Origin of the sequence: Bradyrhizobium sp. BR2003 (assembly GCF_009720285.1) — a bacterium.
GTDB classification, from domain to species: domain Bacteria; phylum Pseudomonadota; class Alphaproteobacteria; order Rhizobiales; family Xanthobacteraceae; genus Bradyrhizobium; species Bradyrhizobium elkanii.
The window spans coordinates 177,713-202,822 of sequence record NZ_SMYJ01000009.1 but is presented as its reverse complement, the minus strand read 5'-3'; the positions used below and the strand labels follow the sequence as shown (position 1 = coordinate 202,822).

General features: G+C 66.0%; 23 protein-coding genes. 16 read left to right on the top strand and 7 right to left on the bottom strand.

What is annotated here, in order from left to right; translation table 11 throughout:
• Positions 1-41: 41 nt before the first annotated feature.
• A complete protein-coding gene (locus tag E2I15_RS05405) occupies positions 42-470 on the bottom strand; it encodes a PaaI family thioesterase (protein WP_028340177.1) in 429 nt (142 codons plus the stop codon).
• 70 nt (positions 471-540) lie between these two features.
• On the opposite strand from E2I15_RS05405, the gene E2I15_RS05400 reads away from it, so the two are divergent.
• The 8 genes from E2I15_RS05400 to nadC all read left to right on the top strand — a co-directional run bounded on the left by E2I15_RS05400 (position 541) and on the right by nadC (position 8,480).
• On the top strand, positions 541-1,368 hold the full coding sequence (locus tag E2I15_RS05400; protein ID WP_170991441.1) for an enoyl-CoA hydratase: 828 nt from the start codon (positions 541-543) through the stop codon (positions 1,366-1,368).
• Positions 1,369-1,495: 127 nt separating this feature from the next.
• Positions 1,496-2,080 (top strand): CoA-binding protein, encoded by a 585-nt coding sequence (locus tag E2I15_RS05395; RefSeq protein ID WP_137477794.1) that lies wholly within the window; start codon positions 1,496-1,498, stop codon positions 2,078-2,080.
• Positions 2,081-2,230: 150 nt separating this feature from the next.
• A complete protein-coding gene (locus E2I15_RS05390; protein WP_137477793.1) occupies positions 2,231-3,511 on the top strand; it encodes an O-acetylhomoserine aminocarboxypropyltransferase in 1,281 nt (426 codons plus the stop codon).
• A 157-nt stretch (positions 3,512-3,668) separates the two neighbouring features.
• Positions 3,669-4,073, top strand: coding sequence for a hypothetical protein (locus E2I15_RS05385; protein WP_137477792.1), 405 nt, complete (start codon positions 3,669-3,671; stop codon positions 4,071-4,073).
• Positions 4,074-4,087: 14 nt separating this feature from the next.
• Positions 4,088-5,044, top strand: coding sequence for an NUDIX hydrolase (locus E2I15_RS05380; RefSeq protein ID WP_137477791.1), 957 nt, complete (start codon positions 4,088-4,090; stop codon positions 5,042-5,044).
• A 54-nt stretch (positions 5,045-5,098) separates the two neighbouring features.
• A complete protein-coding gene (gene nadA / locus E2I15_RS05375; protein ID WP_137477790.1) occupies positions 5,099-6,085 on the top strand; it encodes a quinolinate synthase NadA in 987 nt (328 codons plus the stop codon).
• Positions 6,082-7,632 (top strand): L-aspartate oxidase, encoded by a 1,551-nt coding sequence (locus E2I15_RS05370; protein WP_137477789.1) that lies wholly within the window; start codon positions 6,082-6,084, stop codon positions 7,630-7,632. Before nadA ends, E2I15_RS05370 begins: the two co-directional genes overlap by 4 nt.
• The gene (gene nadC / locus E2I15_RS05365; RefSeq protein WP_137477788.1) at positions 7,629-8,480 is read left to right on the top strand and encodes a carboxylating nicotinate-nucleotide diphosphorylase; all 852 of its coding nucleotides are present in this window, start codon (positions 7,629-7,631) and stop codon (positions 8,478-8,480) included. Before E2I15_RS05370 ends, nadC begins: the two co-directional genes overlap by 4 nt.
• 195 nt (positions 8,481-8,675) lie before the next feature.
• Here nadC and E2I15_RS05360 read toward each other — a convergent pair whose 3' ends face one another.
• On the bottom strand, positions 8,676-9,764 hold the full coding sequence (locus E2I15_RS05360; protein ID WP_137477787.1) for a COX15/CtaA family protein: 1,089 nt from the start codon (positions 9,762-9,764) through the stop codon (positions 8,676-8,678).
• Positions 9,765-9,955: 191 nt separating this feature from the next.
• Between E2I15_RS05360 and E2I15_RS05355 the strand changes: the two genes are divergently transcribed.
• Complete coding sequence (locus E2I15_RS05355; RefSeq protein ID WP_016844954.1) at positions 9,956-10,165, top strand: DUF2842 domain-containing protein; 210 nt, start codon at positions 9,956-9,958, stop codon at positions 10,163-10,165.
• Here the strand turns inward: E2I15_RS05355 and E2I15_RS05350 are convergent.
• Positions 10,162-11,190 (bottom strand): polysaccharide deacetylase family protein, encoded by a 1,029-nt coding sequence (locus E2I15_RS05350; RefSeq protein WP_137477786.1) that lies wholly within the window; start codon positions 11,188-11,190, stop codon positions 10,162-10,164. The genes E2I15_RS05355 and E2I15_RS05350 overlap by 4 nt on opposite strands.
• Positions 11,191-11,357: 167 nt before the next feature.
• On the opposite strand from E2I15_RS05350, the gene E2I15_RS05345 reads away from it, so the two are divergent.
• Complete coding sequence (locus E2I15_RS05345) at positions 11,358-12,551, top strand: GNAT family N-acetyltransferase (RefSeq protein WP_137477785.1); 1,194 nt, start codon at positions 11,358-11,360, stop codon at positions 12,549-12,551.
• A 4-nt stretch (positions 12,552-12,555) separates the two neighbouring features.
• Here E2I15_RS05345 and E2I15_RS05340 read toward each other — a convergent pair whose 3' ends face one another.
• The gene (locus tag E2I15_RS05340; RefSeq protein ID WP_137477784.1) at positions 12,556-13,494 is read right to left on the bottom strand and encodes a LysR family transcriptional regulator; all 939 of its coding nucleotides are present in this window, start codon (positions 13,492-13,494) and stop codon (positions 12,556-12,558) included.
• Between the two features lie 321 nt (positions 13,495-13,815).
• On the opposite strand from E2I15_RS05340, the gene E2I15_RS05335 reads away from it, so the two are divergent.
• The gene (locus tag E2I15_RS05335; protein ID WP_137477783.1) at positions 13,816-15,153 is read left to right on the top strand and encodes an MFS transporter; all 1,338 of its coding nucleotides are present in this window, start codon (positions 13,816-13,818) and stop codon (positions 15,151-15,153) included.
• A 37-nt stretch (positions 15,154-15,190) separates the two neighbouring features.
• Here the strand turns inward: E2I15_RS05335 and E2I15_RS05330 are convergent, their stop codons facing one another.
• Positions 15,191-16,150, bottom strand: coding sequence for a LysR family transcriptional regulator (locus E2I15_RS05330; RefSeq protein WP_137477782.1), 960 nt, complete (start codon positions 16,148-16,150; stop codon positions 15,191-15,193).
• A 139-nt stretch (positions 16,151-16,289) separates the two neighbouring features.
• Between E2I15_RS05330 and E2I15_RS05325 the strand changes: the two genes are divergently transcribed.
• Positions 16,290-17,270: a Bug family tripartite tricarboxylate transporter substrate binding protein gene (locus E2I15_RS05325; protein WP_246667969.1), complete on the top strand. Its 981-nt coding sequence runs from the start codon at positions 16,290-16,292 to the stop codon at positions 17,268-17,270.
• A gap of 9 nt (positions 17,271-17,279) precedes the next feature.
• Here the strand turns inward: E2I15_RS05325 and E2I15_RS05320 are convergent, their stop codons facing one another.
• A complete protein-coding gene (locus E2I15_RS05320; protein WP_137477780.1) occupies positions 17,280-19,631 on the bottom strand; it encodes a GumC family protein in 2,352 nt (783 codons plus the stop codon).
• A 175-nt stretch (positions 19,632-19,806) separates the two neighbouring features.
• On the opposite strand from E2I15_RS05320, the gene E2I15_RS05315 reads away from it, so the two are divergent.
• The 4 genes from E2I15_RS05315 (at position 19,807) to E2I15_RS05300 (ending at position 24,627) form a co-directional block, all read left to right on the top strand.
• Entirely contained in the window at positions 19,807-20,412 is a 606-nt protein-coding gene (locus tag E2I15_RS05315; RefSeq protein WP_137477779.1) for a polysaccharide biosynthesis/export family protein, read from the top strand.
• Between the two features lie 3 nt (positions 20,413-20,415).
• Positions 20,416-21,555: a glycosyltransferase family 4 protein gene (locus E2I15_RS05310; RefSeq protein ID WP_137477778.1), complete on the top strand. Its 1,140-nt coding sequence runs from the start codon at positions 20,416-20,418 to the stop codon at positions 21,553-21,555.
• Positions 21,556-21,670: 115 nt separating this feature from the next.
• A complete protein-coding gene (locus E2I15_RS05305; protein ID WP_137477777.1) occupies positions 21,671-23,215 on the top strand; it encodes an undecaprenyl-phosphate glucose phosphotransferase in 1,545 nt (514 codons plus the stop codon).
• A 143-nt stretch (positions 23,216-23,358) separates the two neighbouring features.
• Complete coding sequence (locus E2I15_RS05300) at positions 23,359-24,627, top strand: O-antigen ligase family protein (protein WP_137477910.1); 1,269 nt, start codon at positions 23,359-23,361, stop codon at positions 24,625-24,627.
• Here the strand turns inward: E2I15_RS05300 and E2I15_RS05295 are convergent.
• Positions 24,599-25,093 (bottom strand): MarR family transcriptional regulator, encoded by a 495-nt coding sequence (locus E2I15_RS05295; protein ID WP_016844965.1) that lies wholly within the window; start codon positions 25,091-25,093, stop codon positions 24,599-24,601. The genes E2I15_RS05300 and E2I15_RS05295 overlap by 29 nt on opposite strands.
• Positions 25,094-25,110 lie beyond the last annotated feature (17 nt).

Sequence of the window (25,110 nt, the reverse complement as noted above, 5' to 3'; positions counted from 1 at the left end):
CAACGACTTACAAATATGGTGTAATAATACCGCAGAAAAGTCTATTGATTTGGAATGGAATAGGTCGCCGTGACATGAGCGATAGGATCGGGAGACGACCCGGACAGCAGGTTGACCTCGCCGACCGCGAGCCGCTTGCCGAGCTTGAGCAGCCTCGCCACCGCGAGCACATCCTGCCCCGGCTGGCCCTTGCGCAGGAAGTTGATGTTGAGGTTGGTGGTCACGGCAAGGCCGACCGGCCCGATCGCCGACAGCAGCACCACATACATCGCGAAATCTGCCAGGCCCATCAGGGTCGGCCCGGACACCGTACCGCCCGGCCGCAGCATGCGCTCGCTGAAGCGCTGGCGCAGCAGGGCGGTCTCGCCGTCGGCGCTTTCGATCCGGACATCGTCGTGGACGAACGCCTGCGGGAATTCCCTCCGCAGGAACTCCTCCACGTCAGCCACGCTCATTTTCGCTGTCGCCATGCCGTCCCTGCCCTCGCTTCAGCCTGCCTGTTACATTAAGTTGTCACAGAGACCAAAGTGGAATTTCATCATGTCCGCCCAAGCCGCCCGCGCCGAAGCGCCGCAACACCAGCCGATCCTGCTGCGTGAGACCATTGGCAGTATCGCGCTACTGACGCTCAATCGCCCCGGAGCGCGCAACAGCCTCTCCGAGGGCCTGATCGCCGAGTTGCACGCCGCACTGAACGATGTCGGCGGCGACAAGCGCATCCGCGCCGTTGTGCTCGCCGCCAACGGCCCGGCGTTCTGCGCCGGCCACGACCTCAAGGAGCTTACCGCGCGCCGCAGCGATGCCGACCGCGGCCGCGCCTATTTCGCGCAAATCATGAACGCCTGCAGCGCGATGATGCAGGCCATCGTGCGCCTGCCGAAGCCGGTGGTCGCAGCCGTCCAGGGCATCGCCACCGCGGCCGGCTGCCAGCTCGTCGCAAGTTGCGACCTCGCGGTCGCCTCCGACGCGGCGGCGTTCGCGACGCCGGGCGTCGACATCGGGCTGTTCTGCTCGACACCGATGGTGGCGCTGTCGCGCAACGTGCCGCGCAAGCAGGCGATGGAGATGCTGCTGACCGGAGAGCCGGTCTCGGCGGCAACGGCGCAGAGCATCGGCCTCGTCAACCGCGTGGTCTCCGCGGGCACCGAACGCGACGCCGCGATCGCGCTGGCCGAGAAGGTCGCGCTGAAATCGGCCTACACGGTCAAGCTCGGCAAGGAAGCGTTCTATCGCCAGGCCGAGATGAACCTCGCCGACGCCTATCGCTTCGCTGCCGAGGTGATGACCGAAAACATGATGGCGCGCGACGCCGAGGAAGGCATCGGCGCCTTCATCGAGAAACGCGATCCGAAGTGGCAGGACAAGTGACGACCTGAGGTCGTCATTCCGGGATGGTGCGTTAGCACCAGACCACAGGTGCGCAATTGCGCACCGGGAATCTCGAGATTCCAGGTTCTCGCTGCGCGAGCCCCGGAATGGCAAAACCGGAAGAAAAATGAATCACGACGCCTACGACGACAATTATATCCGCAGCATCCTGAACAACGTCAAGACGATCGCAATGGTCGGCGCCTCCCCGGTCAATGTGCGGCCGAGCTATTTCGCATTCAAATATCTGGCGCAGCGCGGCTACGACATGATCCCGGTCAACCCCGGCCATGTCGGCAAGACGCTGATGGGCAAGCCGTTCGTCGCCTCGCTTGCGGACATCGATCGGCCGATCGACATGGTCGACATCTTCCGCAATTCAAGCCACATCATGCCCGTGGTCAACGAGGCGCTGACATTGTCGCCGCTGCCGAAGGTGATCTGGATGCAGCTTGGCGCGCGCGACGACGCCGCGGCCGAGAAGGCGGAAGCCGCGGGTCTCAAGGTGGTGATGAACCGCTGCCCGAAGATCGAGTATGGCCGGCTGTCGTCCGAGATCTCCTGGATGGGCGTCAACTCGCGCACGCTGAGCTCCAAGCGTGCGCCGATCCCGACACAGGGCATGCGGCTGTCGCTCAACCGAACCAGTTTTGGCGGCGGCCAGACCGCGGCATCCGACCGCGCTGCGAAAAACAAAACCGAGACGACCTGACGTTTGCGCGGAATATTCGTCGCGATCATACGGTACAACGCAGCATGCCCGTTTCAAACCACGGCGCATCCGCCAACGCGGCTTGACGGCGAACGCCGCCGCCATCAGCATGCCGCGCGTTTCGACCAGGCCACAACAGGATACTAAAGAATGACCGATCGCCTTCCGGGATTTTCCACCCTCGCCGTGCACGCCGGCGCGCAGCCTGATCCCACCACCGGCGCGCGGGCGACGCCGATCTACCAGACCACGTCATTCGTCTTCAACGATGCCGACCACGCGGCCTCGCTGTTCGGCCTGCAGGCATTCGGCAACATTTATACCCGCATCGGCAATCCGACCAATGCCGTGCTCGAGGAACGTGTCGCGGCGCTCGAAGGCGGCACCGCGGCGCTCGCCGTCGCTTCCGGTCACGCGGCGCAGCTCGTCGTGCTGCAGCAGCTGTTGAAGCCCGGCGATGAGATCATCGCCGCGCGCAAGCTCTATGGCGGATCGATCAACCAGTTCACGCATGCCTTCAAGGCGTTCGGCTGGAATGTGGCCTGGGCCGACCCCGATGAGATCGAAAGCTTCGAGGGCGCGGTGACGCCGCACACCAAGGCGATCTTCATCGAGTCGATCGCCAACCCGGCCGGCAGCATCACCGACATCGAGGCGATCGCCGCCGTCGCACGCAAGGCCGGCGTGCCGCTGATCGTCGACAACACGCTGGCCTCGCCCTATCTGATCAAGCCGATCGATCACGGCGCCGACATCGTCGTGCACTCCCTGACCAAGTTCCTCGGTGGTCACGGCAACTCGCTCGGCGGCATCATCGTCGATGCCGGCACCTTCGACTGGTCGAAGGACAACAAATATCCGATGCTGAGCGAGCCGCGCCCGGAATATCACGGCATCCGGATCCAGGAGACCTTCGGCAATTTCGCCTTCGCGATCGCCTGCCGCGTGCTCGGCCTGCGCGACCTCGGTCCGGCGCTGTCGCCGTTCAACGCCTTCATGATCCTGACCGGCATCGAGACGCTGCCGCTGCGCATGCAGAAGCACTGCGACAATGCCAAGGCGGTGGCGGAATTCCTCTCCACCCACCCCGCCGTGTCGGCGGTGAACTATGCCGGCCTGCCCGGCGACAGGTACAACGCTCTGCAGCGCAAATATGCGCCGAAGGGCGCCGGGGCGGTGTTCACCTTCAGCCTCAAGGGCGGCTACGACGCCGGCGTCAATCTGGTGTCGAACCTGAGGCTGTTCTCGCATCTCGCCAATGTCGGCGACACCCGCTCGCTGGTGATCCATCCCGCCTCCACCACCCACAGCCAGCTCGACGACGCCGCCAAGGTGAAGTCGGGCGCGGCGCCCGAGGTGGTGCGGCTTTCGATCGGCATCGAGGACAAGGAAGACCTGATCGCCGACCTCGACCAGGCCCTGCGCGCCTGATCCCGCAATTGTTCCGGAGCGGTGCGCCGCAGCGCTCCGGCAACTTGCCTAAGGCGACGGGCCTCCCGTTAACGCTTAATACCGACGGGCCTCTCGTCAACGTTCAATCCGGCTTAAACTGGCAGTGATAGCCTCCGGATGATTCGGGAGACCATTGATGCTGCGCTGGACATTGCCGCTCGCGATCGCGCTGTTTGCGATCCCGCCTGCTGACGCCGCCGACGGCCCGGCCGTCGCCAAGAGCGCGACCGTCAAGGCCGCGAGCCAGCTGCCGGCGGGCCTGCCGCGGCGGCATTACGCCTACCGCACCACCGTTACATCGCCGACCTATGTGCGACGCGGACGCCAGCTCGTGGTTGTCGAGCCCGTGGTGATCCCGCTCAATACCGAGCCGTATATCCCGTTCGTGCCCGGCGAACCGCTGCTGCCGGGATCGTCGTCACTGCCCGGCTATTACGGCAACTGGCACTCCTACAACTACCTCGGCCCGTACTACGGCGGTGCCTATGTGACCTATTGGGACCGCCTGCCCTACGCCTGCGGCGTCTACGGCTACTGCTAGCGCGGAACGATCGCGTGGCCAGATCGCCGCAGAAATCCAGCGCACCGGCCTCGGGCAACGCGGTGACCGCCGATCTCGTCGCGGTGCTGGTCGCCGTCACCGAGGGCACGCCGAAGATCATGACCATCGCCGGCGGCTCCGCGTTGCCCAGCGGCCCGTTCGAGTTCACCCATCGCTCGCTGCAGACCGCGCTGCGGGCCTGGGTCGAAGCGCAGACCGGCCACCCGCTCGGCTATGTCGAACAGCTCTACACCTTTGCCGACCGCGGCCGCTCCGGCGACACCAAGGGGCCGCACAGCGTCTCGATCAGCTATCTCGGCCTGACCCGCGAGGACCGTGTCGGCGAAGGCTTTGAGGCACACTGGTCCGGCTGGTACGACTACTTCCCCTGGGAGGATCACCGCGCCGGCGCACCGAGTTGCCTGGCCAGGATCATCGCGCCGAAGCTGAAGGCATGGGCGAAGGTAGCACCGTCGCCAACGCTGCAGCGCGAGCGATGGCAGCGCTGCGCTATCACCTTCGGCCTCGATGATCGCGACTGGAACGAGGAACTGGTGCTGCAGCGCTATGAGCTGCTCTACGAGGCCGCGCTGATCCCGGAAGCCGGGCGCACGCACGGCCGCCAGGCGCCGATCGTGCCGGGCAAACCGATGACGGCGGATCATCGCCGCATTCTCGCGACCGGGATCGCGCGGCTGCGCGCGAAGATCAAATACCGTCCTGTGGTATTCGAGCTGATGCCGGCCGAGTTCACCCTGCTGCAACTGCAACGCAGTGTTGAGGCGCTCGCAGGCCGGCTGGTCCACAAGCAGAACTTCCGCCGGCTGATCGAGCAGCAGGAACTCGTTGAAGAGACTGGCGCAATGGCCACCGATACCGTCGGCCGGCCGGCCAAGCTGTTCCGCTTCCGCCATGCCGTGCTGGCCGAACGGGCCGTCGCCGGCACCAAGCTCCCGCTTTCGCGCACTTGACACGCCTTATGCTCAGGATAAGTATAAGCCATCTTATGCTCACGGAGAGTATAAATGGCTGCACTCGATACCGATCTGCTCACCCGCACCGCGCCGCTCTATGAGCGCGTCAAGCGCGTCATCCCGCCGTTCGAATGGGCCACGTTCGCCGAGGACGTCGATGCGATCCTTGCGCTGAAACGCCGCCGCAACGCGGTGGTGCTGGCACACAATTACCAGACGCCGGAAATCTTCCACGGCGTCGCCGATATCGTCGGCGACAGCCTGTTGCTCGCGCGGGAAGCGACAAAGGTCGACGCCGATGTCATCGTGCTCGCGGGCGTGCATTTCATGGCAGAGACGGCGAAGCTGCTCAATCCGGCCAAGACCGTGCTGATCCCCGATCTCAAGGCCGGCTGCTCGCTGGCGGATTCCATCACGGCGCAGGACGTGCGGCTGATGCGTGCGCGCTACCCGGATGCACCGGTCGTCGCCTATGTCAACACCTCGACCGCGGTGAAGGCCGAGTCCGACATCTGCTGCACGTCAGGCAATGCGCTGAAGGTGGTTGAATCGCTCGGCGCCGAGCGCGTCATCATGCTACCGGATGAATATCTTGCGCAGAACATCGCCAAGCAAACCAGCAAGAAGATCATCGCCTGGAAGGGCCACTGCGAGGTGCACGAGCTGTTCACCGCCGACGACGTGCGTCAGCTGCGCGAGGATCATCCCGATGTCACCATCCTGGCGCATCCGGAATGCCCGCCCGAGGTGGTCGCTGAAGCGGACTTTGCCGGCTCGACGGCTGCGATGCAGTCGTTCGTCGAGAGCAAACGTCCGCCGCGCGTCGTGCTGCTGACGGAATGCTCGATGAGCGACAACATCGCCGCACTAAATCCCGGTATCGACTTCGTCCGCCCCTGCAATCTCTGTCCGCACATGAAGCGGATCACGCTGAAGAACATCCGCCACGCACTGGAGACCAACCAGCACGAGGTCACCATCGACCCTGCGATCGCCGCTCGCGCGCGCAAGAGCGTCGAAAGGATGCTGGCGATATGAGCACCGATATCTCCGATCTCAACGGCCGCCCGGTGATCGTCGGCGGCGGCGCCGCCGGGCTGATGACCGCGCTTCAGCTCGCGCCCGAGCCGGTCGTGCTGCTGTCGAAATCGCCGCTCGGCGCGGAAGCTTCCAGCATGTGGGCACAGGGCGGCCTTGCCGCGCCGGTCGGCGCAGATGACAGCCCTGCCCTGCATCTCGCCGATACGCTCGCGGCCGGCGCCGGCCTTTGCGACGCGGCCGCCGCGAGCCGGATCGTCCACGCCGCGCCCGCCGCCGTCGAACAGCTGGCGAGGCTCGGCGTCGCCTTCGACCGCCACGCCGACGGCAGCTGGCGCCTCGGGCTGGAGGCCGCACATCGCCGCAACCGCATCGTGCACGCCACCGGCGACGGCACCGGCCGGGAGATCATGCGCGCGCTGATCGCGGCAGTCCGCCAGACGCCGTCGATCACGCTGCTGGAAGGCGTCGAGGCGCGCCGGCTGATCGTCGAGGACAACGCGGTCAGGGGCGTGCTTGCAGCGAGCGCAAGCGGCGCGCTGACGATCGCGAGCAACCGCGTCGTGATCGCGACCGGCGGCATCGGCGGGCTGTACGCCGACAGCACCAATCCCGGCGGATGTTTCGGCCAGGGGCTCGCGCTCGCCGCACATGCCGGCGCGAAACTGTCGGACATCGAGTTCGTCCAGTTTCATCCGACCGCCTTCGACGGGCCGTCGCGGCCGATGCCGCTGTTGACCGAGGCGATCCGCGGCGACGGCGCGGTGCTGATCGACGAGACCGGCCAGCGCTTCATGGCCGATCAGCCCGGCGCGGAGCTTGCGCCACGCGACATCGTCGCGCGCGCCGTGTGGCGCCACCGCGCCGCGGGGCATCGCACCTTCCTCGACGCGCGTGAGCACCCGGGGGCGGATTTCGCCCAGCGCTATCCCGTGATCAGCGCGTTCTGCAAGATGGCCGGCATCGATCCCGCCCATGATCCGATCCCGATCCGGCCGGCGGTTCACTACCATATGGGCGGCATCGCGGTTGATGGTTTTGGCCGCAGCACGGTGCAGGGCCTGTGGGCCTGCGGCGAGGCCGCACGCACCGGGTTGCACGGGGCCAACCGGCTCGCCAGCAACTCGCTGATGGAAGCGATCGTCTGCGCGCGCTGGGTCGCCGAGAGCATCGAAAGCGTGAGTGCGGGCCCGCGCGCCATGCTGCGCGACGACGCGATGTCACAGGCCTCCGATCCCTCCGCCGTGCGACCGATCCTCACCCAGGGGCTCGGCGTCCTGCGCGACCGCGACGGGATCGCCCGCGCGATCCGCAGCCTCTATCCACTCGCATGCGGCCACAGTGCGGCGTCCGATGCGGCATTGATCGGATTGATGGTCGCGATTGCCGCAATCAGGCGTGAGGAAAGCCGCGGGGGCCACTTCCGCAGCGATTTCCCGCACACCGCTGCGTCGGCCGTTCCGTCGTCCCTCACCCGCGTCGATGCACTCGCCGCCGCGCGCGACATCGTCGAATCCACACCATTTGCCAGGAGTGCCCTGTCATGACCCTCAGTCCCCTATTGCCGCTGATCTATGAGCCGATCGTGCAGACAGCGCTGCGCGAAGATCTCGGCCGCGCCGGCGATATCACCGCAGACGCCATCGTGCCGGCCGGCCAGCAGGCCCGGCTGGTGATGCGGGCACGGCAGCCCGGCGTGATCGCCGGGCTCGACGTCGCGCGCTCAGCCTTCCAGACGGTGTCGCCGGCGATCACGCTGCGCGCCGAGCGGCCCGACGGCAGCACGGTCGAACCCGACCAGGTCGTCGCGATCATCGACGGCCCGGCGCGCAGCCTGCTCACGGCGGAACGAACCGCCCTCAACTTCCTCTGCCATCTGAGCGGCGTCGCCACCGCAACCGCCACGCTGGTCAAGGCCGTGGCGGGCACCCGCGCGCAGATCGTCTGTACCCGCAAGACCACGCCGGGACTGCGGGCGCTGGAGAAATATGCGGTGCGCGCCGGCGGCGGCGGCAATCACCGCTTCGGCCTCGACGATGCCGTGCTGATCAAGGACAACCACATCGCGCTCGCCGGCGGCATCCGCACCGCGATCGAGCGCGCCAAGGCCAATGCCGGCCATCTCGTCAAGATCGAGGTCGAGGTCGACACGCTGCCGCAGCTCGAGGAGGCGCTGACGCTCGGCGTTGACGCGGTGCTGCTCGACAACATGACGGCCGAGCAGCTCAGCCAGGCGGCGGCGATGGCGCGCGGCAAGGCGCTCACCGAAGCCTCCGGCCGCATCACCGCGGCGACGGCCGCAGCGATTGCCGCAACCGGCGTCGACCTGATCTCGGTCGGCTGGGTGACCCACAGCTCGGCCGCGCTCGATATCGGGCTCGACTATCTGTCCTGAGAGGCTGGCTCGAAAGCGATCGATGAAATCGGTGCTTCGTAGCTCCGTCATGCCCGGCCTTGTGCCGGGCATCCACGTCTTTGCTTCAGCTGCGCAAGAAAGACGTGGATGGCCGGGACATAGGCGAGCGGAAGCGAACGCCGTCCTTCGGACAGCTATGCCCGGCCATGACGAAAGAGAACCATTTTCGTTCAGTCAGAAACCAGGCTGGCCGACCGGCACGAGGGTCGGCTGGTCCCGTTCGGTCCGGCGCGCGGCAAAGCGCTCGGCCTGCAGCACCGCGAGCGTCAGCACGACGATGGCGACCGCCTGGTGCGTCAGCGCCAGATCGATCGGCACCTGATGCAGCAGCGTCAGGATGCCGAGGGTCGCCTGCAGCGTGATCGCCGCAACCAGCCACCAGGCCCCCGCGATGACGGCGCCGCCGGCGCGCGCGCGCATGGCATCGATCGCATGCGCGATCGCCAGCACGAACAGCAGATAGGCGGTCATGCGATGTTCGAACTGCACCGTCAGCGTGTTGTCGAACAGGTTGCGCCACCACGGCGTCTCGAACCACAGCCGGTCAGCCGACGGAATGAAGCCGCCGTCGATGTCGGGCCAGGTATTATAAACCCTGCCCGCGCGCAGCCCCGCGACCAGCGCGCCGAAATAGAGCTGCACGAAGATCAGCACGAGCAGCACCGCGCTCGTGATCTTCAGCCTGAGCGGCGCGATCACGGCCGGACGGTCCGTCAGGCGCCGCAGCGTCCAGACGATTGCCGCGAAGATGAGGAGCGCCAGCACCAGATGGGTCGCCAGCCGATACTGCGACACCTCGACGCGTTCCGAGAGGCCGGACGCGACCATCCACCAGCCGACGCCGCCCTGCAGCGCGCCGAGGCCGAAAATCACCCACAGCCGCCGCCCGAGTTCGCCGCTCACCGCGCCGCGCCACAGGAAATACAGGAACGGCAGCAAATAGGCCGCGCCGATCACGCGGCCAAGCAGCCGGTGGCTCCATTCCCACCAGAAGATCGTCTTGAAGTCCGCGAGCGTCATCCCGGCGTTGAGCTCGCGATATTGCGGGATCCTCTTGTAGCCCTCGAAGGCCTGCGTCCACTGCGCCTCGGTCAGCGGCGGCAGCGCGCCGGTCACCGGCTTCCATTCGACGATCGACAGGCCGGACTCGGTGAGCCGCGTGGCGCCGCCGACCAGGACCATCAGCGCGATCAGGGCGGCGACCGCGACCAGCCATACCCTGACGGCGCGGAGCTGCGATGTCTTTGCGGAAATACCGGCCATTTCGCCCTGACTTGATTGGATTTTCGAGCCCCTTATAGTCCGCGGCGCCCGCGGCGCAAGCGCCGCCCGGAGCCTCGTTTCCGTTCAAGTCGGAAGGAAGCTCCAGAATCTTGTTTTGACGCGTTTTCTTTGCGCGAACCGGTGTCGGCTTCGCTGGAAAACGCCCTGATCACGAGTTGCACATATCCGCCATGGCCATACGCACCCGCAAACTGCTCGGAACCATCTTCCTGCTGATCCTGGTGGTGGTGTGGTCGCTGCTCGGCATGACGGTCGCCCAGACGCCGTGGCTTGCGAATTCGGGGCTGCTGCAGGCGATCTTCTACGTCGTCGCGGGCCTCGGCTGGGTGCTGCCGGCGATGCCGATCGTCGCCTGGATGTCGCGGCCCGACCGCGCCTAAATAACGCTCTGGTTGCGCGCGCTGCGCGTCGGCCGCACCGGCGCGAACATCACGCCCGACAGCAGCACCCGCATCATCCGCAGCGAGCGCACGCGGCCGTCCCATGCGATGCGCGGCAGCGCGTGGAGGTTGGTGCGGCCCTGCGCCTCGACCACCCCTGGTATGGTCGACACCGCGCTGGCAAAGCCGGTCTGTTCCGCCATCACCACGTGCGGACGGCCGAACGCATCGCGGTCGCCGAACGGGAATGCGAAATGCCTGACCTGCCGCCGCAGCGCGCTCTCGGCCACCGCCTTGCCCATCGCCATCTCGCGCTGCGCGTCGGCATCCCTGAGGCTCGACAGCGCCGGATAGTTCACGGTCGCACTGCCGAACGTCACGTTCGGATCGGCCGCAAGCTTCGCCAGATCCTGCCAGTCGAGTGACGCATTGCGTGACAATTGGGCCGCGTCGGTCGAATAGCGCCTGGCGAGATCATTCAGCGCGTAGGACAGGTCCGACGGCGGCAGCTTGCGCAGCCAGCCGGACAGGAAATCGAACAGCTCGTATTTGTCCGACAGCGTCGAGACTGCGAAGTGCCGCTCCCTGCCGTCGACCATGAGGCTGATGCGGCTCTCGCGGGCGATGATGTCCTCGAGCGCCAGCCACCACGCCACGCCCACGCCGTCCGGGAAAGCCGTCGGCAGATACAGGGTGAAGGGGACGCCGTGCCTGGCGAGCACCGGCCGGGCATGGGTGACGATGTCCTTGCTGGCGCCGTCAAAGGTCAGGCAGGCAAAGCGCCGGCGTTCCGGCAAGGTCACCGCGCGGCGGCAGGCCTCGTCGATCCCGATGATGTCATACTGCCAGCGCTTCAGCGCGCGGATCGTGCGATCGAGGAATGCCGGCGTGATCTCCTCGGACTTCAGCGGCTGAAACCGGCCGCGTCGCGCGGGACGAACGCGGGCGAAGCGCAGGATCACCCCGGCGCCGCCGCTCTCGCGTTCCTGCAGCTTGAAGGCGCCACTGAAATACGCGAGCTCCATCCGGGCCCGTCGTAAAATCCCGCTGTCCGGCGCCAAGATCCCCGTCCTCGTCAGGCGGTTCCCGCGCACCGCCGCGGCATTGTTATTACCCTTTGTTGACATTTCCCTGCGAAGGTCGGCCCCAGCCGAGAACTGTAAACTAATACCTAAAAATTTCGGATTCCGAGATGACAATGGCGGCGGCAATCGAAGGCCAGACGGCCGAGGCGCGAGCGTGGCCGAACGCGATCCGCGTTGCCGGTGTCGACATCTTTCATGATCTCACCGCGGCCGAGGCCACCTGGCGCGGCTTCGAGACACCGCAGCACAGCTACACGCCCTATCAGCGGTTCGATTTCCTCGCCGCTTGGCAGCGCCAGGTCGGCGAGCGCGAGGGCCTGCGGCCCTTCATCGTCGTCGCTCATGACAGCGAACGCCGCCCGCTGCTGCTGCTGCCGCTCGCAATCGAGGCCCGCCTCGGCGCGAACTGCGCGAGCTTCATGGGCGGCAAGCATGCGACCTTCAACATGGCGCTGTGCGCGAAGGATTTCGCCGCCAACGCGACGGAAGCCGATATCGCGGCCCTGATCGGATCGATCGCCGAACGCTCCCGCGCCGATGCGCTCGCGCTCTGCCAGCAGCCGCTGCGCTGGCAGGACCTGCCGAATCCGCTGGCGCTGCTGGCGCATCAGCCTTCGGTCAACGACTGCCCGGTGCTGGCGATCGAACCCGGCGCGGCACCGGCGACGCTGGTCAGCAACTCGTTCCGCCGCCGCCTCAAGGGCAAGGAGCGCAAGCTGCAGGCGCTGCCCGGCTACCGCTATTACGTCGCGAGCGAGAGCGCCGATGTCTGCCGCCTGCTCGACTGGTTCTTCCGCGTCAAGCCGCAGCGCATGGCCGAGCAGAAGCTGCCGAACGTGTTCGCCGAGCCGGGTATCGAGCAATTTGTTCGTGCCGCCTGCCTCGCGCCGCGCGCCGACGGCAACGGCTATGCGATCGACATCCACGCGCTGGAGTGCGACGAGGAAGTGATCGCGATCTTCGCCGGCGTATCCGACGGCCATCGCTTCTCGATGATGTTCAACACCTACACGATGTCGGCCAATTCCAAGTTCAGCCCCGGCCTGATCCTGATGCGCGATATCATCGATCGCCATGCCGGCCTGAACTACCGCGCTCTGGATCTCGGCATCGGCTCGGACGAGTACAAGCGGCTGTTCTGCAAGGACGATGAAGCCGTCGTCGACAGCTTCATTCCGCTCAGCCTGCGCGGCAAGCCGGCGGCCAGCGCGCTGTCGGCCATCAATCGCGCCAAGCGCGCCGTGAAGCAAAATCCGGCGCTGTTCGAGATTGCGCAGAACCTGCGCAGCATGTTCCGCTGAGCGTTCAGCCCGTCGCGTCGCCCTGCTCTGCGCCGCCACTCGGTACGCCGAGCCGTTTCATCGCGTCGAACAGCAGTGCCGCAGCGGGTGACAGCGCGCGTTTCCGCAGCTTGATCAGGCCATAATTTTCCAACAACAGCCTGTCGCGCAGGCGCAGCACCTTGAACCGCTGCGGATCGACCAGATCGAACACCAGCATGGGGACCGGCACGATCGCGTCGATGCCCGCGGCAATTCCGACTGAGGCAAAAAACGATTCGGTGTTGATGACCCGGCGCGGCGGCGTCACGCCGCGGCTCATGAACAGCCTCTCGAGCGCCTGGCGCATGAAGGATTCGCGCGGCTGGCAGATCCATTGCTGGTCGGCCATGTCCTCCAGCTCGACCGTCTCGCGGCCGGCCAACGGATGCTCCGCACGGACGAGCAGCACCGCCTCCTCCGCGCCGATCTCGTAATAGTCGAATTGCCGGGGATCGATGCCGGCGGGAATCCTGGCGACGACAAAATCGAACTCGAGCGCCAGCAGCCGCGTGATCAATGGCGGGCTGGTGCTGACATCGAGCGAGATGTTCACCCGATTCAGCTTCTCGCCGAGATACTGGATCACATCGACGACGAGGTCGATGCTCGGCTTGGCGACCGTTCCAACGGAGACGGTGCCGAGCTCACCGGATTTGTAGCCCGCGAACTCGTCGGTGACCTGGTCGAGATCGGCCAGCACGCTCTTGCCGCCACGGATCAGGATCGACCCATAGGCCGTCGGTTCGACGCCGCGCGCTGTGCGCTCGAACAAGGGAACCCGCGCCAGCGCCTCGATTTCGGCGAGCATCTTCGATGCCGCGGATTGGGTGATGTTCAACCGCTCGGCGGCGAGCTGCAACTTGCGTTCATTGTCGAGAGCGACCAGCAGGCGCAGCTGGCGCAGTTTCAGATTATTGATCACGGCCCGCCACCATCCTGCCCGGCAAGGGCCTTTTCCGTTCCGATCAAACCGGAACGGGGCTTCAGATTCTGCTTTGACGCGTTTTCTTGGCGCGAACCGGCAGCCACTTCGCTGCAAAACGCTCCAGGGTTCCCGCGTTTATACCGCGGTGCATCATGACAGTTTCGCCGTGGCTGCATTCCCAAATGCCATTAGTCACGCGGCAGTCGATTACACAACAATGAACAGGACTTGCAAGGGCAACGCGACGAACCGTTGCGGGTGCGCCAGGTGCGCCCCGAACAGCGCAGTGGTCGTCTGCCGAATCGAAAACAGGAAGGGATGGGAACGATGGGCGACGATGTCGAGAAGCGCGCGATCGGAAAGATGATGCGGCGGCTGATTCCGTTCCTCATCCTGTGTTACTTCGTGGCCTATCTCGATCGCGTCAATGTCGGCTTCGCCAAGCTGCACATGAACGCGGCGCTCGGCCTCAGCGAGGCCGCCTATGGGCTCGGCGCCGGTCTGTTCTTCATCGGCTACTTCTTCTTCGAGGTGCCCTCCAACATCCTTCTGGAACGGTTCGGTGCGCGGCGCTGGATCGCCCGCATTATGATCAGCTGGGGCATCGTCTCGGCCGCATTTGCCTTCATCGCGCAGATGTCCGCGGCGAGCGGTCTGTCGAGCGAGTGGATCTTCTACTTCCTGCGCCTCCTGCTCGGCGCCTGCGAAGCCGGCTTCTTCCCCGGCATCATCTTCTATCTGACGCTCTGGTTCCCGTCGGTGTACCGCGCGCGCGTCATCAGCCTGTTCATGCTGGCGATCCCGATCTCGAGCATCATCGGGGCGCCCATTTCGGGACTGCTGCTCAACCTGTCGGGCGCCGGCCTGACCGGATGGCAGTGGCTGTTCGTCTGCGAGGCATTGCCGTCGGTCCTGGTCGGCTTCGCTGTCCTGACCTTCCTTCCCGACTTTCCGCGCCAGGCCAGCTGGCTGCAACCCGACGAGATCAAGTGGATCCAGACCACACTTGAACGCGAGCGGCAGCAAACCGAGGCCGTGGAGCATATATCCGTTCTGCAGTCGCTCACCGACTCGCGGGTCCTTGCCTGCGCCTTCGTGTATTTCTGCCTCAACGCGGCAAGCTACGGCGTCGCCTTCTTCCTGCCCACCATCATCAAGGCGTTTGGCGTCACCGACACCCAGACCGGCTTGATCGCGGCCCTGCCCTTCGTGTTCGGCGCGGTCGGCATGGTGCTGCTCGGCCGCCATTCCGACAAGACCGGCGAGCGGCGATACCATGTCGCCGGCGCACTGACGCTCGCCGCCGTCGGCATCGGCCTTGCCGGGCTGATGTCGAATCCGGTGCTGATCGTCGCCCTGCTTTGCCTGGCGCAGATCGGCGTTTCGGCGGTGCCGCCGATGTTCTGGCCGATGCCGGCCAGCATCCTGACCGGCGTCTCGGCCGCGGCAGGCATTGCCGCGATCAACTCGCTCGGCAACCTGTCAGGCTTCGCCGGCCCGTTCGCCGTCGGCTATCTGAAGGACCTGACCGGCAGCTTCACAGCGGGGCTGCTGCTGCTCGCCGTGATGGGACTGGTCGGCGCGCTCGTCACGATCAGGCTGCGGATCGATCCGGTACTCGAGCGAACCGCGCGCGAGCCGATGATGGCGCATTAGACGTCAGGCGCCGCGGGAGCGGCGCCCGCAATTCGCGTCATTTGCGGGCGGCCGCCTTGCTCGCGGCCGCCTTTGCGACTTCGCGGATGCAGGCGATGAATATCTCGGCGGTCGGGCCCAACGTGCGGCCTTTCAACGTGACGATCGCAGCCGAGACGGCGGCCGCTCGCGGAAGCTGAACCGGAAGAACCTTCAGGCCGAGATCGCCGCCAGCAAAGCGCGCGACCGAGCCCGGCAGCACGGCGATGAAGCGGCCGGTCGCGGCGAGCCGGCAGCACAAATGAAGCGACAGCGTCGTGACCGGCGCGCTTGGCATCCGCATTCCGAATTTGTGAAACATCTCCGCCACCGCGGAGCCCGGAAAAGTGTCCGGCGGAGGCAACACCCAGCGCTCGTCTGCGAGGTCGGCCAATGCGAGCCTGGATGCGCGCGCCCATTTGCTTCGCCTTCCCGCGACCACGACGCGCCGATCATCGAGCAAGGGCTCGACCGCCAAGTCTGCCTCATCAAACGGCGTCGGCGTCCATCCAAGCAACAGATCGATGTTGCGCTCGCGCAGTTCGCGGTAACGCAGATCGCTGAGAACGGTCTGCGCGACATTGATGCGGATGCCGGGTTGCTGCCGCGTGAAGCGGTCGATCGCCACCGGAAGCAAGCCCGCTGCGATGCTCTCCGTACTGCCGATGCGCAACTCTCCGACGCTCGGATCGGCCAGAAACTCGAGCTCCTGCAAGCCCTGGGTAAGCTCGTCGAAGATCGAGACCCCGCGTCGCACCAGAGCATGGCCATAGGCCGTCAGTTCGATGCCGTTACGGCAACGATCGAACAGCCGAAGTCCGAGCGCGTGCTCCATGTCGCTGACCGCCCGCGATATCGCCGGCTGCGACACCGCGAGTTCCGCGGCAGCCTTCGCCATGCTACCGCGCTGCGCGATGACGAGCAGGATGTGCAGGTCGCGCAGCTTGATCCGCCGTCGGGCACGCTCGATGTCCTGCATCAGCGATCCTTACCAAAACGGTTATGGACACCTCAGACACTAGCATTGGACGTTTATCCCCGCCTCACGCATCCTCCGCGTGCGACGACGCAGATTGTCGCGCCCCGGACGGCGCGGCTCGACTACCATGGAGGCATGCATGTTGACCCGTCGTAACGTCCTGACCGCGTCAGCGGCCGGTGCCGCGCTCGCCGCCGCGGGCCTGGTCCGGCCAGGCGCCGCGCAGGCCCGCCTGAAGACCGCCCATATCCTGACCGGCTACACACCCGGATTGCCGGACGCTGTAGCAAGGCTCATTGCCGGGCAGATGAAGGATTATGCCGACGCCATCGTCGTCGAGACCCGGCCCGGCGCGAGCGGCCGGATTGCGATCGAGGCCGTGAAGAACGCCGAGGCCGATGGATCGGTCATGCTGCTCGCGCCGCTTGGGTTCATCGCGCTGTTTCCGCATACCTACAAGTCGCTCGCATACGCACCGCAGGACTTCACGCCGGTATCGACCGTCGGCTCATTCGCGACGCTGCTGGCGGTCGGCCCGAAAGTCCCGAACGGCGTCAGGAGCCTCGCCGACTTCGTCGCCTGGTGCCGGGCCAACCCGACGCAGGCGACCTATGGCACGCCGGGCGTCGGCACCACACTGCATTTCATCGGCGCGATGCTCGGCCGGACCGCGGGCTTCGACTATCTCCACGTGCCCTATCAAGGCAGAGGGGCGATCCAGGATCTCCTGAAAGGCGAGATCGCGTCGGCCGTGATGCCGATCGACAGCCTGCTGGGCCAGGTCCAGTCCGGGCAGCTTCGCGCTCTGGCGACGACCGGTCCCAGCCGTCTCAAATCTCTCCCCGATGTGCCGACGGTGGCGGAAGCCGGTTACCCCGCGCTTCAGGACGTGACCTGGTTCGGCATCTTCCTGCCGGCGAGGACGCCTCCGGCAATCGTCGCGCAACTCAACAGCGCGATCCAGGCGTCACTGCGCACCGACGAGGTCAAGTCCGGCATGGCCAAACTGTCGGTCGACGTCGACGCCATCGCGATGAACGACTTTGCGCGACTGCTCGCCACCGAATCCGATCGCTGGAAAGGGATCGTGCGCGCGACCGGATTTACCCCCACCGGCTGACGGTGGCGCTCAGGCGGCCACTACCCGCGGGCCCCTCACGGCCGCTTCCGACGCCGCGCAGGGCTTGCTCAGCATCGTCACTTCGGCGAAGCCGACCGCCCTGAGTTGCTCGACCATCGAGTGGCGGGCGTCCTGCGCCATGGCGGCGTCCGGCACGACGACCGCTTGCGCCTTCGCGGTCAGCAGTTCGGCCGGCAGGTCGACGGCCGAACCGGCGTCGAGCAGCACGTGATCGTAGACCCTGAGCAGCGCGTCGATCGCAAGTGCGAGCCGCGGCGACTGCAGATGCGAGCGATCGAAGCCCGGACGTCCGGCGCTGACGATCTGAACACGCGACTGCCGATCCTTGGTGATGATCTGCGCGAAGGTCGCCTCGCCCTGCATCAGTTCGGCAAGGCCTGGCGCCGCGGGATCGACGGTCGCCGACGTCAGCACCGGCGAGGACGCGACGAGATCGACGACGACGACCTTGGCCTGGCGCGCCATCAGACGCGCCAGCGTCAGGGCGGTCAGCGTGACGCTCTCAGCCGCGGCCGGGCCGAGCACGGTGACCTTGTGGGCGGCGGGACCGGCAGCGACGAGGCGCTCGGCGAGTTCATCGATCTCGTCGGCGGTCTCGGCGGACGCAGGCTGCGGCTCAGGTTCATGGGCAGCCGCAGGCTCCAGCGGCAGTTCGGGCTCCACCGCCGGCCTCGGCGCAACCGGCGACGCGAGCGCCGGCTCAGGCGGCAGCGCCGGCTGGTCCGCGGTTGCGGCATCCATGACCGGCTCGCGGCGCCTGATCACGGCAGCCGCCGGCGCGAAGGCGCGGCCAACCGCACCGGGCGCGGAGATGCGCAGCAGCTCACCGGTGATGATGATGCCGGACGACAGCAGCAGCGTCGCCAGCGTCGCGATCAGCACGATCGGCAGCTTCTTCGGATAAGCCGGCGTATTCGAAACCGAGGCGCGCGAGATGATGCGGCCGTCGGTCGGCGCGGCCTCGATGTTCTCGCGCGCCGTGGCCTCGCGATACTTGGCGAGATAGGCCTCCAGCAGGTCGCGCTGCGCCTTGGCTTCACGCTCCAGCCCGCGCAGTTGCACGTCCTGGCTATTGCTCGACGACGCCTGCTTCTTCGACTGGTCCAGGCTCGCCTGCAGCGCCATGACACGGCCATCGGCGACGCGGGCGTCATTGTCCAGCGAGCGCGAAACCTTGCCGGCCTCCTCGCGCAATTGCCGGTCGAGATCGGCGATCTGCGCCTTCAATTCCTTGATGCGCGGATGGTTGTCGAGCAGCGTCGACGACTGCTCGGCAAGCTGCGCGCGCAGCGTGCCGCGCTGTTCGGCGAGCCGGCGGATCAGCTCCGAATTGAGCACCTCCGACGCCTCGATCGGCTTGCCGCCCTGAAGCATCTCGCGGATCAGCCGCGCCTTGGTCTCGGCATCCGCCTTCAGCGCGCGGGCATTGTTGAGCTGCGTGTTCAGCTCACCCATCTGCTGGTTCGACAGCGGGATGTTGTTGGTGCCGACGAACAGGCTCGACTTCGAGCGGAATTCCTCGACGCGCGAATCCGCATCCGCGACCTTGGTGCGCAGCTTGTCGATCTCGCCGAGCAGCCATGTGCTGGCGGATTTGGCCTGGTCCTGTCGCGCAGCCTGCTGCAGCACGAGATAACCGTCGGCGATCGAGTTGGCGACGCGCGCCGCAAGCTCGGGATCCTCGGACTGGAACTCGATCACCATGACACGCGACTTGTCGACCGCAAAAGCCTGGAAGCGCTCGTAATAGGAATCGAGCACCCGCTCTTCCGGCGTCAGGCTGAACGGGTCACGGCCGATGCCGAACAGCGCCAGCAGCGACTTCAGCGGCGAAAAGCCCCGCAGCACCGGATCGAACTCCGGACGCTCGGCCAGCTTGTTCTTCTTGATGATGTCGCGCGCGAGATCGCGCGACAGCAACAACTGCACCTGGCTCGTCACCGCCTCGGCGTCGAGCGAGGTGCGCTCCAGGTCTCGTTCGCCGTTCGGACGCAGGAAGGCATTCTCGCGATTGTCGATCAGGATTCGCGCTTCCGACTTGTAGCGCGGCGTAACGACGTTGACCGCGGCGAGCGACAACGCGAACACCAGCACGGTCGGCACGATGATCCAGCCGCGCTTGCGCGCCAGCGCGCGGCCGAGCGCGTGCAGGTCGAGATCGGCCGCCTCCGCCGGACGCGCCGACTTGTCTGGAGCAGGCTTGTCAGGCGCGGGCTTGTCAGAGGCAGGCTTGGGCGCAGCCGCCTTCACGACAGCTTCGTCGGCGACGGGCGCAGACTTCGGCAACGCCCGTTGCACGACGGCCTTATCCTTGCCCCTACGCCAGAATGCAAAACGCATAACGAACCCCCGCGGACGCCGCGACTCCATCGCAATGGGGCGATTACAGTCCATTAAGGTTGCCGCTGGGTTAATCGGCGGGGTTGACGGACATCGCGGCCACCACCCCTCCCGTCATTCTTTGTTAACCACGAGTGCCGTTAATCGAGGCCGATATTGTCGCGGGATTCCTCACATGCGCGATCTGCGCGCTCCCCTCATTTGCCTGGTCGCCGTGCTCGCGCTGTCGGGCTGCATGGGCCGGACGTCGCCGGTCGCCGGCAATCCCGGCCTCGATTCGATGGCGTATGCTGCGGCCTATGCCGAGCCCGCACCGTCGCACGGCGGCTATAATCTCGGCCCCGGCGACAAGCTCCGGGTCGTGGTCTATGGCCAGGAAGGGCTCACCAACTCCTATGCGATCGACGCCGCCGGCGCGATCACCATGCCGCTGATCGGCTCGGTGCCGGCGCGCGGCCGCACCCCTGCCCGGCTTGCCGCCGAGATCACCGCACGGTTGCGCAACGGCTTCATCCGCGAGCCGTCCGTGGCGGTCGAGATCGAGGCCTATCGGCCGTTCTTCATCCTCGGCGAAGTCCAGGCCCCCGGCCAATATCCCTATGTGCCCAACATGACGGTCGAAAGCGCGGTCGCGATCGCCGGCGGCTTCTCGCCGCGCGCCAGGCGCGACGAGGCCACCCTCACCCACACCGATGCATCCGGCGCGGGCCGCTTCGTCGCTCCGCTGGGCACGCCGATCGCCCCCGGTGACACCGTGTTCGTCGGCGAGCGCTGGTTCTGACCGATGGCGCAGGATCCAAATCAGCAGCCGCCGCTCCGCATCCTGCATGTCGTCCGGGCCCCGGTCGGCGGAATCATTCGTCACATCCTCGATGTCGCCAACGGCCAGATCGAACGCGGCCATCATGTCGGCATCGTCGCCGACAGCCTGACCGGCGGCGCGCGGGCCGACGCGGCGCTTGCCGTGATCGAGCCGCGCCTCAAGCTCGGCGTCCGCCGGGTGGCGATCCGCCGCGAGCCGCGCTTCGCCGACTTCATGGTCTGGGCCCACATCGCCGGCCTGATCCGCAAGCTGAAACCCGATGTCGTGCACGGCCATGGCGCCAAGGCCGGCGCCTATGTCCGGCTGCGGCGGCGCTCGAGCAAGGTGATCCGGGTCTACACGCCGCATGGCGGCTCGCTGCACTACCCGCTCGACACCTGGAAGGGCCGCTTCTACAGCCAGCTCGAGCGCGCCCTGATGAACAGCACCGACCTGTTCCTGTTCGAGAGCGCGTTTGCCCGCGACACCTATCAGCGCACCGTCGGCAAACCGGCAGGCCTCGTGCGCTGCGTGTTCAATGGCGTCACCGCGGAGGAATTCGAACCGGTCCCCCGCGCCGATGATGCCACCGATGTGGCCTATGTCGGTGAGTTCCGGCGCATCAAGGGTGCCGATCTCCTGATCGACGCGGTGGCAAAGCTGCGCGCCGAAGGCAAGCCGGTGACGCTGACGCTCGGCGGTGACGGCGAGGAATTCGAGCGCCTCAAGGAGCAGGTGAAGCGGCTGTCGCTCGGTGAGGCCGTCCGCTTCATCGGTCACGTCAAGGCGCGCTACGGTTTCTCCAAGGGCAACCTGCTGGTGGTGCCCTCGCGCGGCGATTCGATGCCATATGTGGTGATCGAAGCCGCCGCAGCCGGTGTTCCGATGATCGCCGCCGATGTCGGCGGCATCCCCGAGATATTCGATACCCACACCGACGCCCTGTTCGCGCCGAGCAATGCCGGCGCGATGGCCGACGCAATCAAGGCCGCGCTGGACAATCCCGCCGCGACCACGGCGCGCGCCGAGAGACTGCGCGAGCGGATTTCGGAACATTTCTCGCAGGGCGCAATGGTCGAGGGTGTGCTGGCCGGCTACCGCGACGCATTTGCCAAACGTTAACCACTTCTTGCACACGTAACCGTTTCTTCCGATTTGTCCCCTTAAGTCACGTCCGGGGGAATTTTCGTGCTGCGCGCGGATGCACATCTGCATGCGCAGGAATGGACGTGGACTCGTGGAACCGTTTAACGCACGCTCGATGCTGGATGCCGCAGCGTCTGCGACGGCCGCTCAGCCGCAGATCGAACGGCGCCGGCGCCTCTCGCCGGCCGCGCTCGCCGTCACCAACCAGAAAGTTCGCGGCGCCTACTCGCCGGTCGTGATCGCCGGCGTGGTTCGCCTCGCCGACTTCGTGCTGCTCAGCCTGGTCGGCGTCGGGCTCTATCTCGCCTATGTCAGGCCCCTCGCCGGCGGGGTCATTCACTGGGGATACATCGCATCGATCCTCGGCATGTCGGCTGCTGCCGTTGTCTGCTTCCAGGCCGCCGACATCTACCAAGTGCAGATCTTCCGCGGCCAGCTGCGCCAGATGACGCGCATGATCTCGTCATGGGCCTTCGTGTTCCTGCTGTTCATCGGCATCTCCTTCCTGGTCAAGCTCGGCGGCGAGGTCTCGCGGGTCTGGCTGTCGTCGTTCTTCTGCGTCGGCCTTGCGGTCCTGATCGCCGAACGGCTGCTGCTGCGATCGATGGTGCGCGCCTGGGCGCATGACGGCCGGCTCGACCGCCGCACCATCATCGTCGGAGCCGACCACAACGGCGAGCAGCTGATCGAGGCGCTGAACGCCGAGGATGATTCCGACATCCATGTGCTCGGCGTGTTCGACGACCGCAATGACGATCGCGCCACCAATACCTGCGCCGGCTCGCCGAAACTCGGCAAGATCGATGATATCGTCGAATTCGCCCGCCGCACCCGCGTCGACCTCGTGCTGTTCGCGCTGCCGATCTCGGCGGAGACCCGCATCCTGGAAATGCTGAAGAAGCTCTGGGTGCTGCCGGTCGACATCCGCCTGTCGGCCCATACCAACAAGCTGCGCTTCCACCCGCGCTCCTATTCCTATATCGGCAAGGTGCCGACGCTGGATATGTTCGAGGCGCCGATCACCGACTGGGATCTGGTGCTGAAATGGCTGTTCGACCGCGTGGTCGGCGGCCTGGCCTTGGTTGCGGCGCTGCCGGTGTTGGGGCTGGTGGCGCTCGCGGTGAAACTCGACAGCCCCGGCCCGGTGCTGTTCCGCCAGAAGCGCTTCGGCTTCAACAATGAGCGGATCGACGTCTACAAATTCCGCTCGCTCTACCATCACCAGGCCGACCCCACCGCTTCCAAGGTGGTGACCAAGAACGATCCGCGCGTCACCCGCGTCGGCCGCTTCATCCGCAAGACCTCGCTCGACGAATTGCCGCAGCTATTCAACGTCGTGCTGAAGGGCAATCTCTCGCTGGTCGGCCCGCGCCCGCACGCCGTGCAGAGCAAGCTGGAGAACCGCCTGTTCGACGAAGCCGTCGACGGCTATTTCGCCCGCCACCGCGTCAAGCCCGGCATCACCGGCTGGGCGCAGATCAACGGCTGGCGCGGCGAGGTCGACACCGACGAGAAGATCCAGAAGCGCGTCGAATACGACCTTTATTACATCGAGAACTGGTCGGTGCTGTTCGACGTCTACATTCTGCTCAAGACCCCGTTCTCGCTGCTGACCAAGAGCGAGAACGCGTACTGAGAGTTGAGATTTACTGCCGTCATGCGAACGTAGCGAAGCAATCCATATCGCGGCTCGGAGATAGATGGATTGTTTGCTCGCTTCGCTCCTCGCAATGACGAAGCAGTGTGTTGAGTGCTTGTACCAAGTTGCGTGAGTATCCGATGGCCTATGCGGCGACAGCCGGGACGTCCCATTCGCTGACATCAGCACCAACGGGCGTGCTGGCGCTGCAGCGGGCGCTGGTGTGGCTGGCCGGCGCGTCCGGCGCCATCGTGTTCATCGAGCCGAGCCCGTATGAGCTCGTCACGCTGACCGCCTGCGTGCTGTTCTTCGCCACGGGCCTGCGCATGCGGCTCGTGTTCATGCCGCTGCTGTTCGCGCTGATCGTGCTCAATGTCGGCTACAGCATCGGCGCGATACCCTTCCTCGACAAGCCCGAGGTGGTGAACTGGGTGCTCACCTCCTGGTACATGGCCGTCACCGTCATCTTCTTCGCGATGGTGATGTCGGAGGACACCGAAGCCCGCCTCGACATGTTGCGCCGCGGCCTGATCGTCGGCGCGATGATCGCCTCGCTCGCGGGCATCGCCGGCTACTTCCGTCTGGTGCCCGGCGGCTATGATCTGCTGACGCTGTACGATCGCGCCCGCGGTACCTTCAAGGATCCGAACGTGCTCGGCGCCTTCCTGATCCTGCCGGCGCTGTTCACGCTGCAGAGCGTCGTCTCCGACCGCTTCGGCAAGGCGCTCCGGAACGCCATTGCGTTCGGCATCATCTCGCTCGCGATCCTGCTGTCGTTCTCACGCGCCGCCTGGGGCGGCCTCGTGATCACCGCAGCCTTCATGCTGGCGCTGATGGTGTTCACCAGCCGCTCGCAGGCGCAGCGCTCGCGCATCATCGTGATGACGCTGATCGCCGCGATCCTGGCCGTGGCGCTGATCGCGGTGCTGCTCTCGATCGGCTCGGTCGCCGACATGTTCAAGCAGCGCGCGAGCTTCGACCAGAGCTATGACGAGGGCCGCTTCGGCCGGTTCGGCCGCCACATCCTCGGCGCCCAGATGGCGCTCGAGCTGCCGTTCGGCATCGGGCCGCTGCAATTCCACACCTACTTCCCCGAGGACACCCACAATTCGTATCTCAACGCCTTCATGTCGGGCGGCTGGATCTCCGGGATCTGCTATCCGGCGCTGGTGTTCGTCACCGCGATCATCGGCTTCCGCTACATCTACATGCGGGTGCCGTGGCAGCGCGGCTATCTCGCGGTCTTCTCGGCGTTCCTCGGCTTCGTCGGCGAGAGCTTCATCATCGATACCGACCACTGGCGGCACTTCTGGATGATGCTGGGCACGATGTGGGGCATGTATGCGGCAGCCGAGCGCTATCGCGCGACGTCGACACGGATTATCGACGAGCCTTCGGCGGCATCTTGAGACTGGCGCGCTGCTCCGGCGGCATGTCGATCACCGCCTTCAATGCTCCGGTTGCTTCCAGCACACCCTTGTAGCCGTCATTGGCGAAGCGCAGCAGCAAGCGCAACTCGTCGTCGGTGTAGCTGCTCCACAGCTTGAGCATCGCCTCCTGCATCGGCACGTAGAATTTGCCGATCTCCGCTGCCTTTTCCTCCACCACCGAGATGAAGACCTTACGGCGGTCGCTCTCGTCCCGCTCGCGGCGCACGTAACCCGCCTTCTCCAGACGATCGACCACGCCGGTGATCGCGCCGGTGGTCAAGCCGGTGACTTCGGCGAGACGGCCGGCGGTCACGCGCCCCTCCAGATGCAGGATGTCCATGCATTCCATGTCGGAGTTGGAGATTCCGGCCATGTTCGCAACGGCTTGGCCGTACATCACGCCCTGCGCCGACGACCGGCGCATCGCCTCCTCGAGTTCCTGCATCAGCGCTGCACGCGACT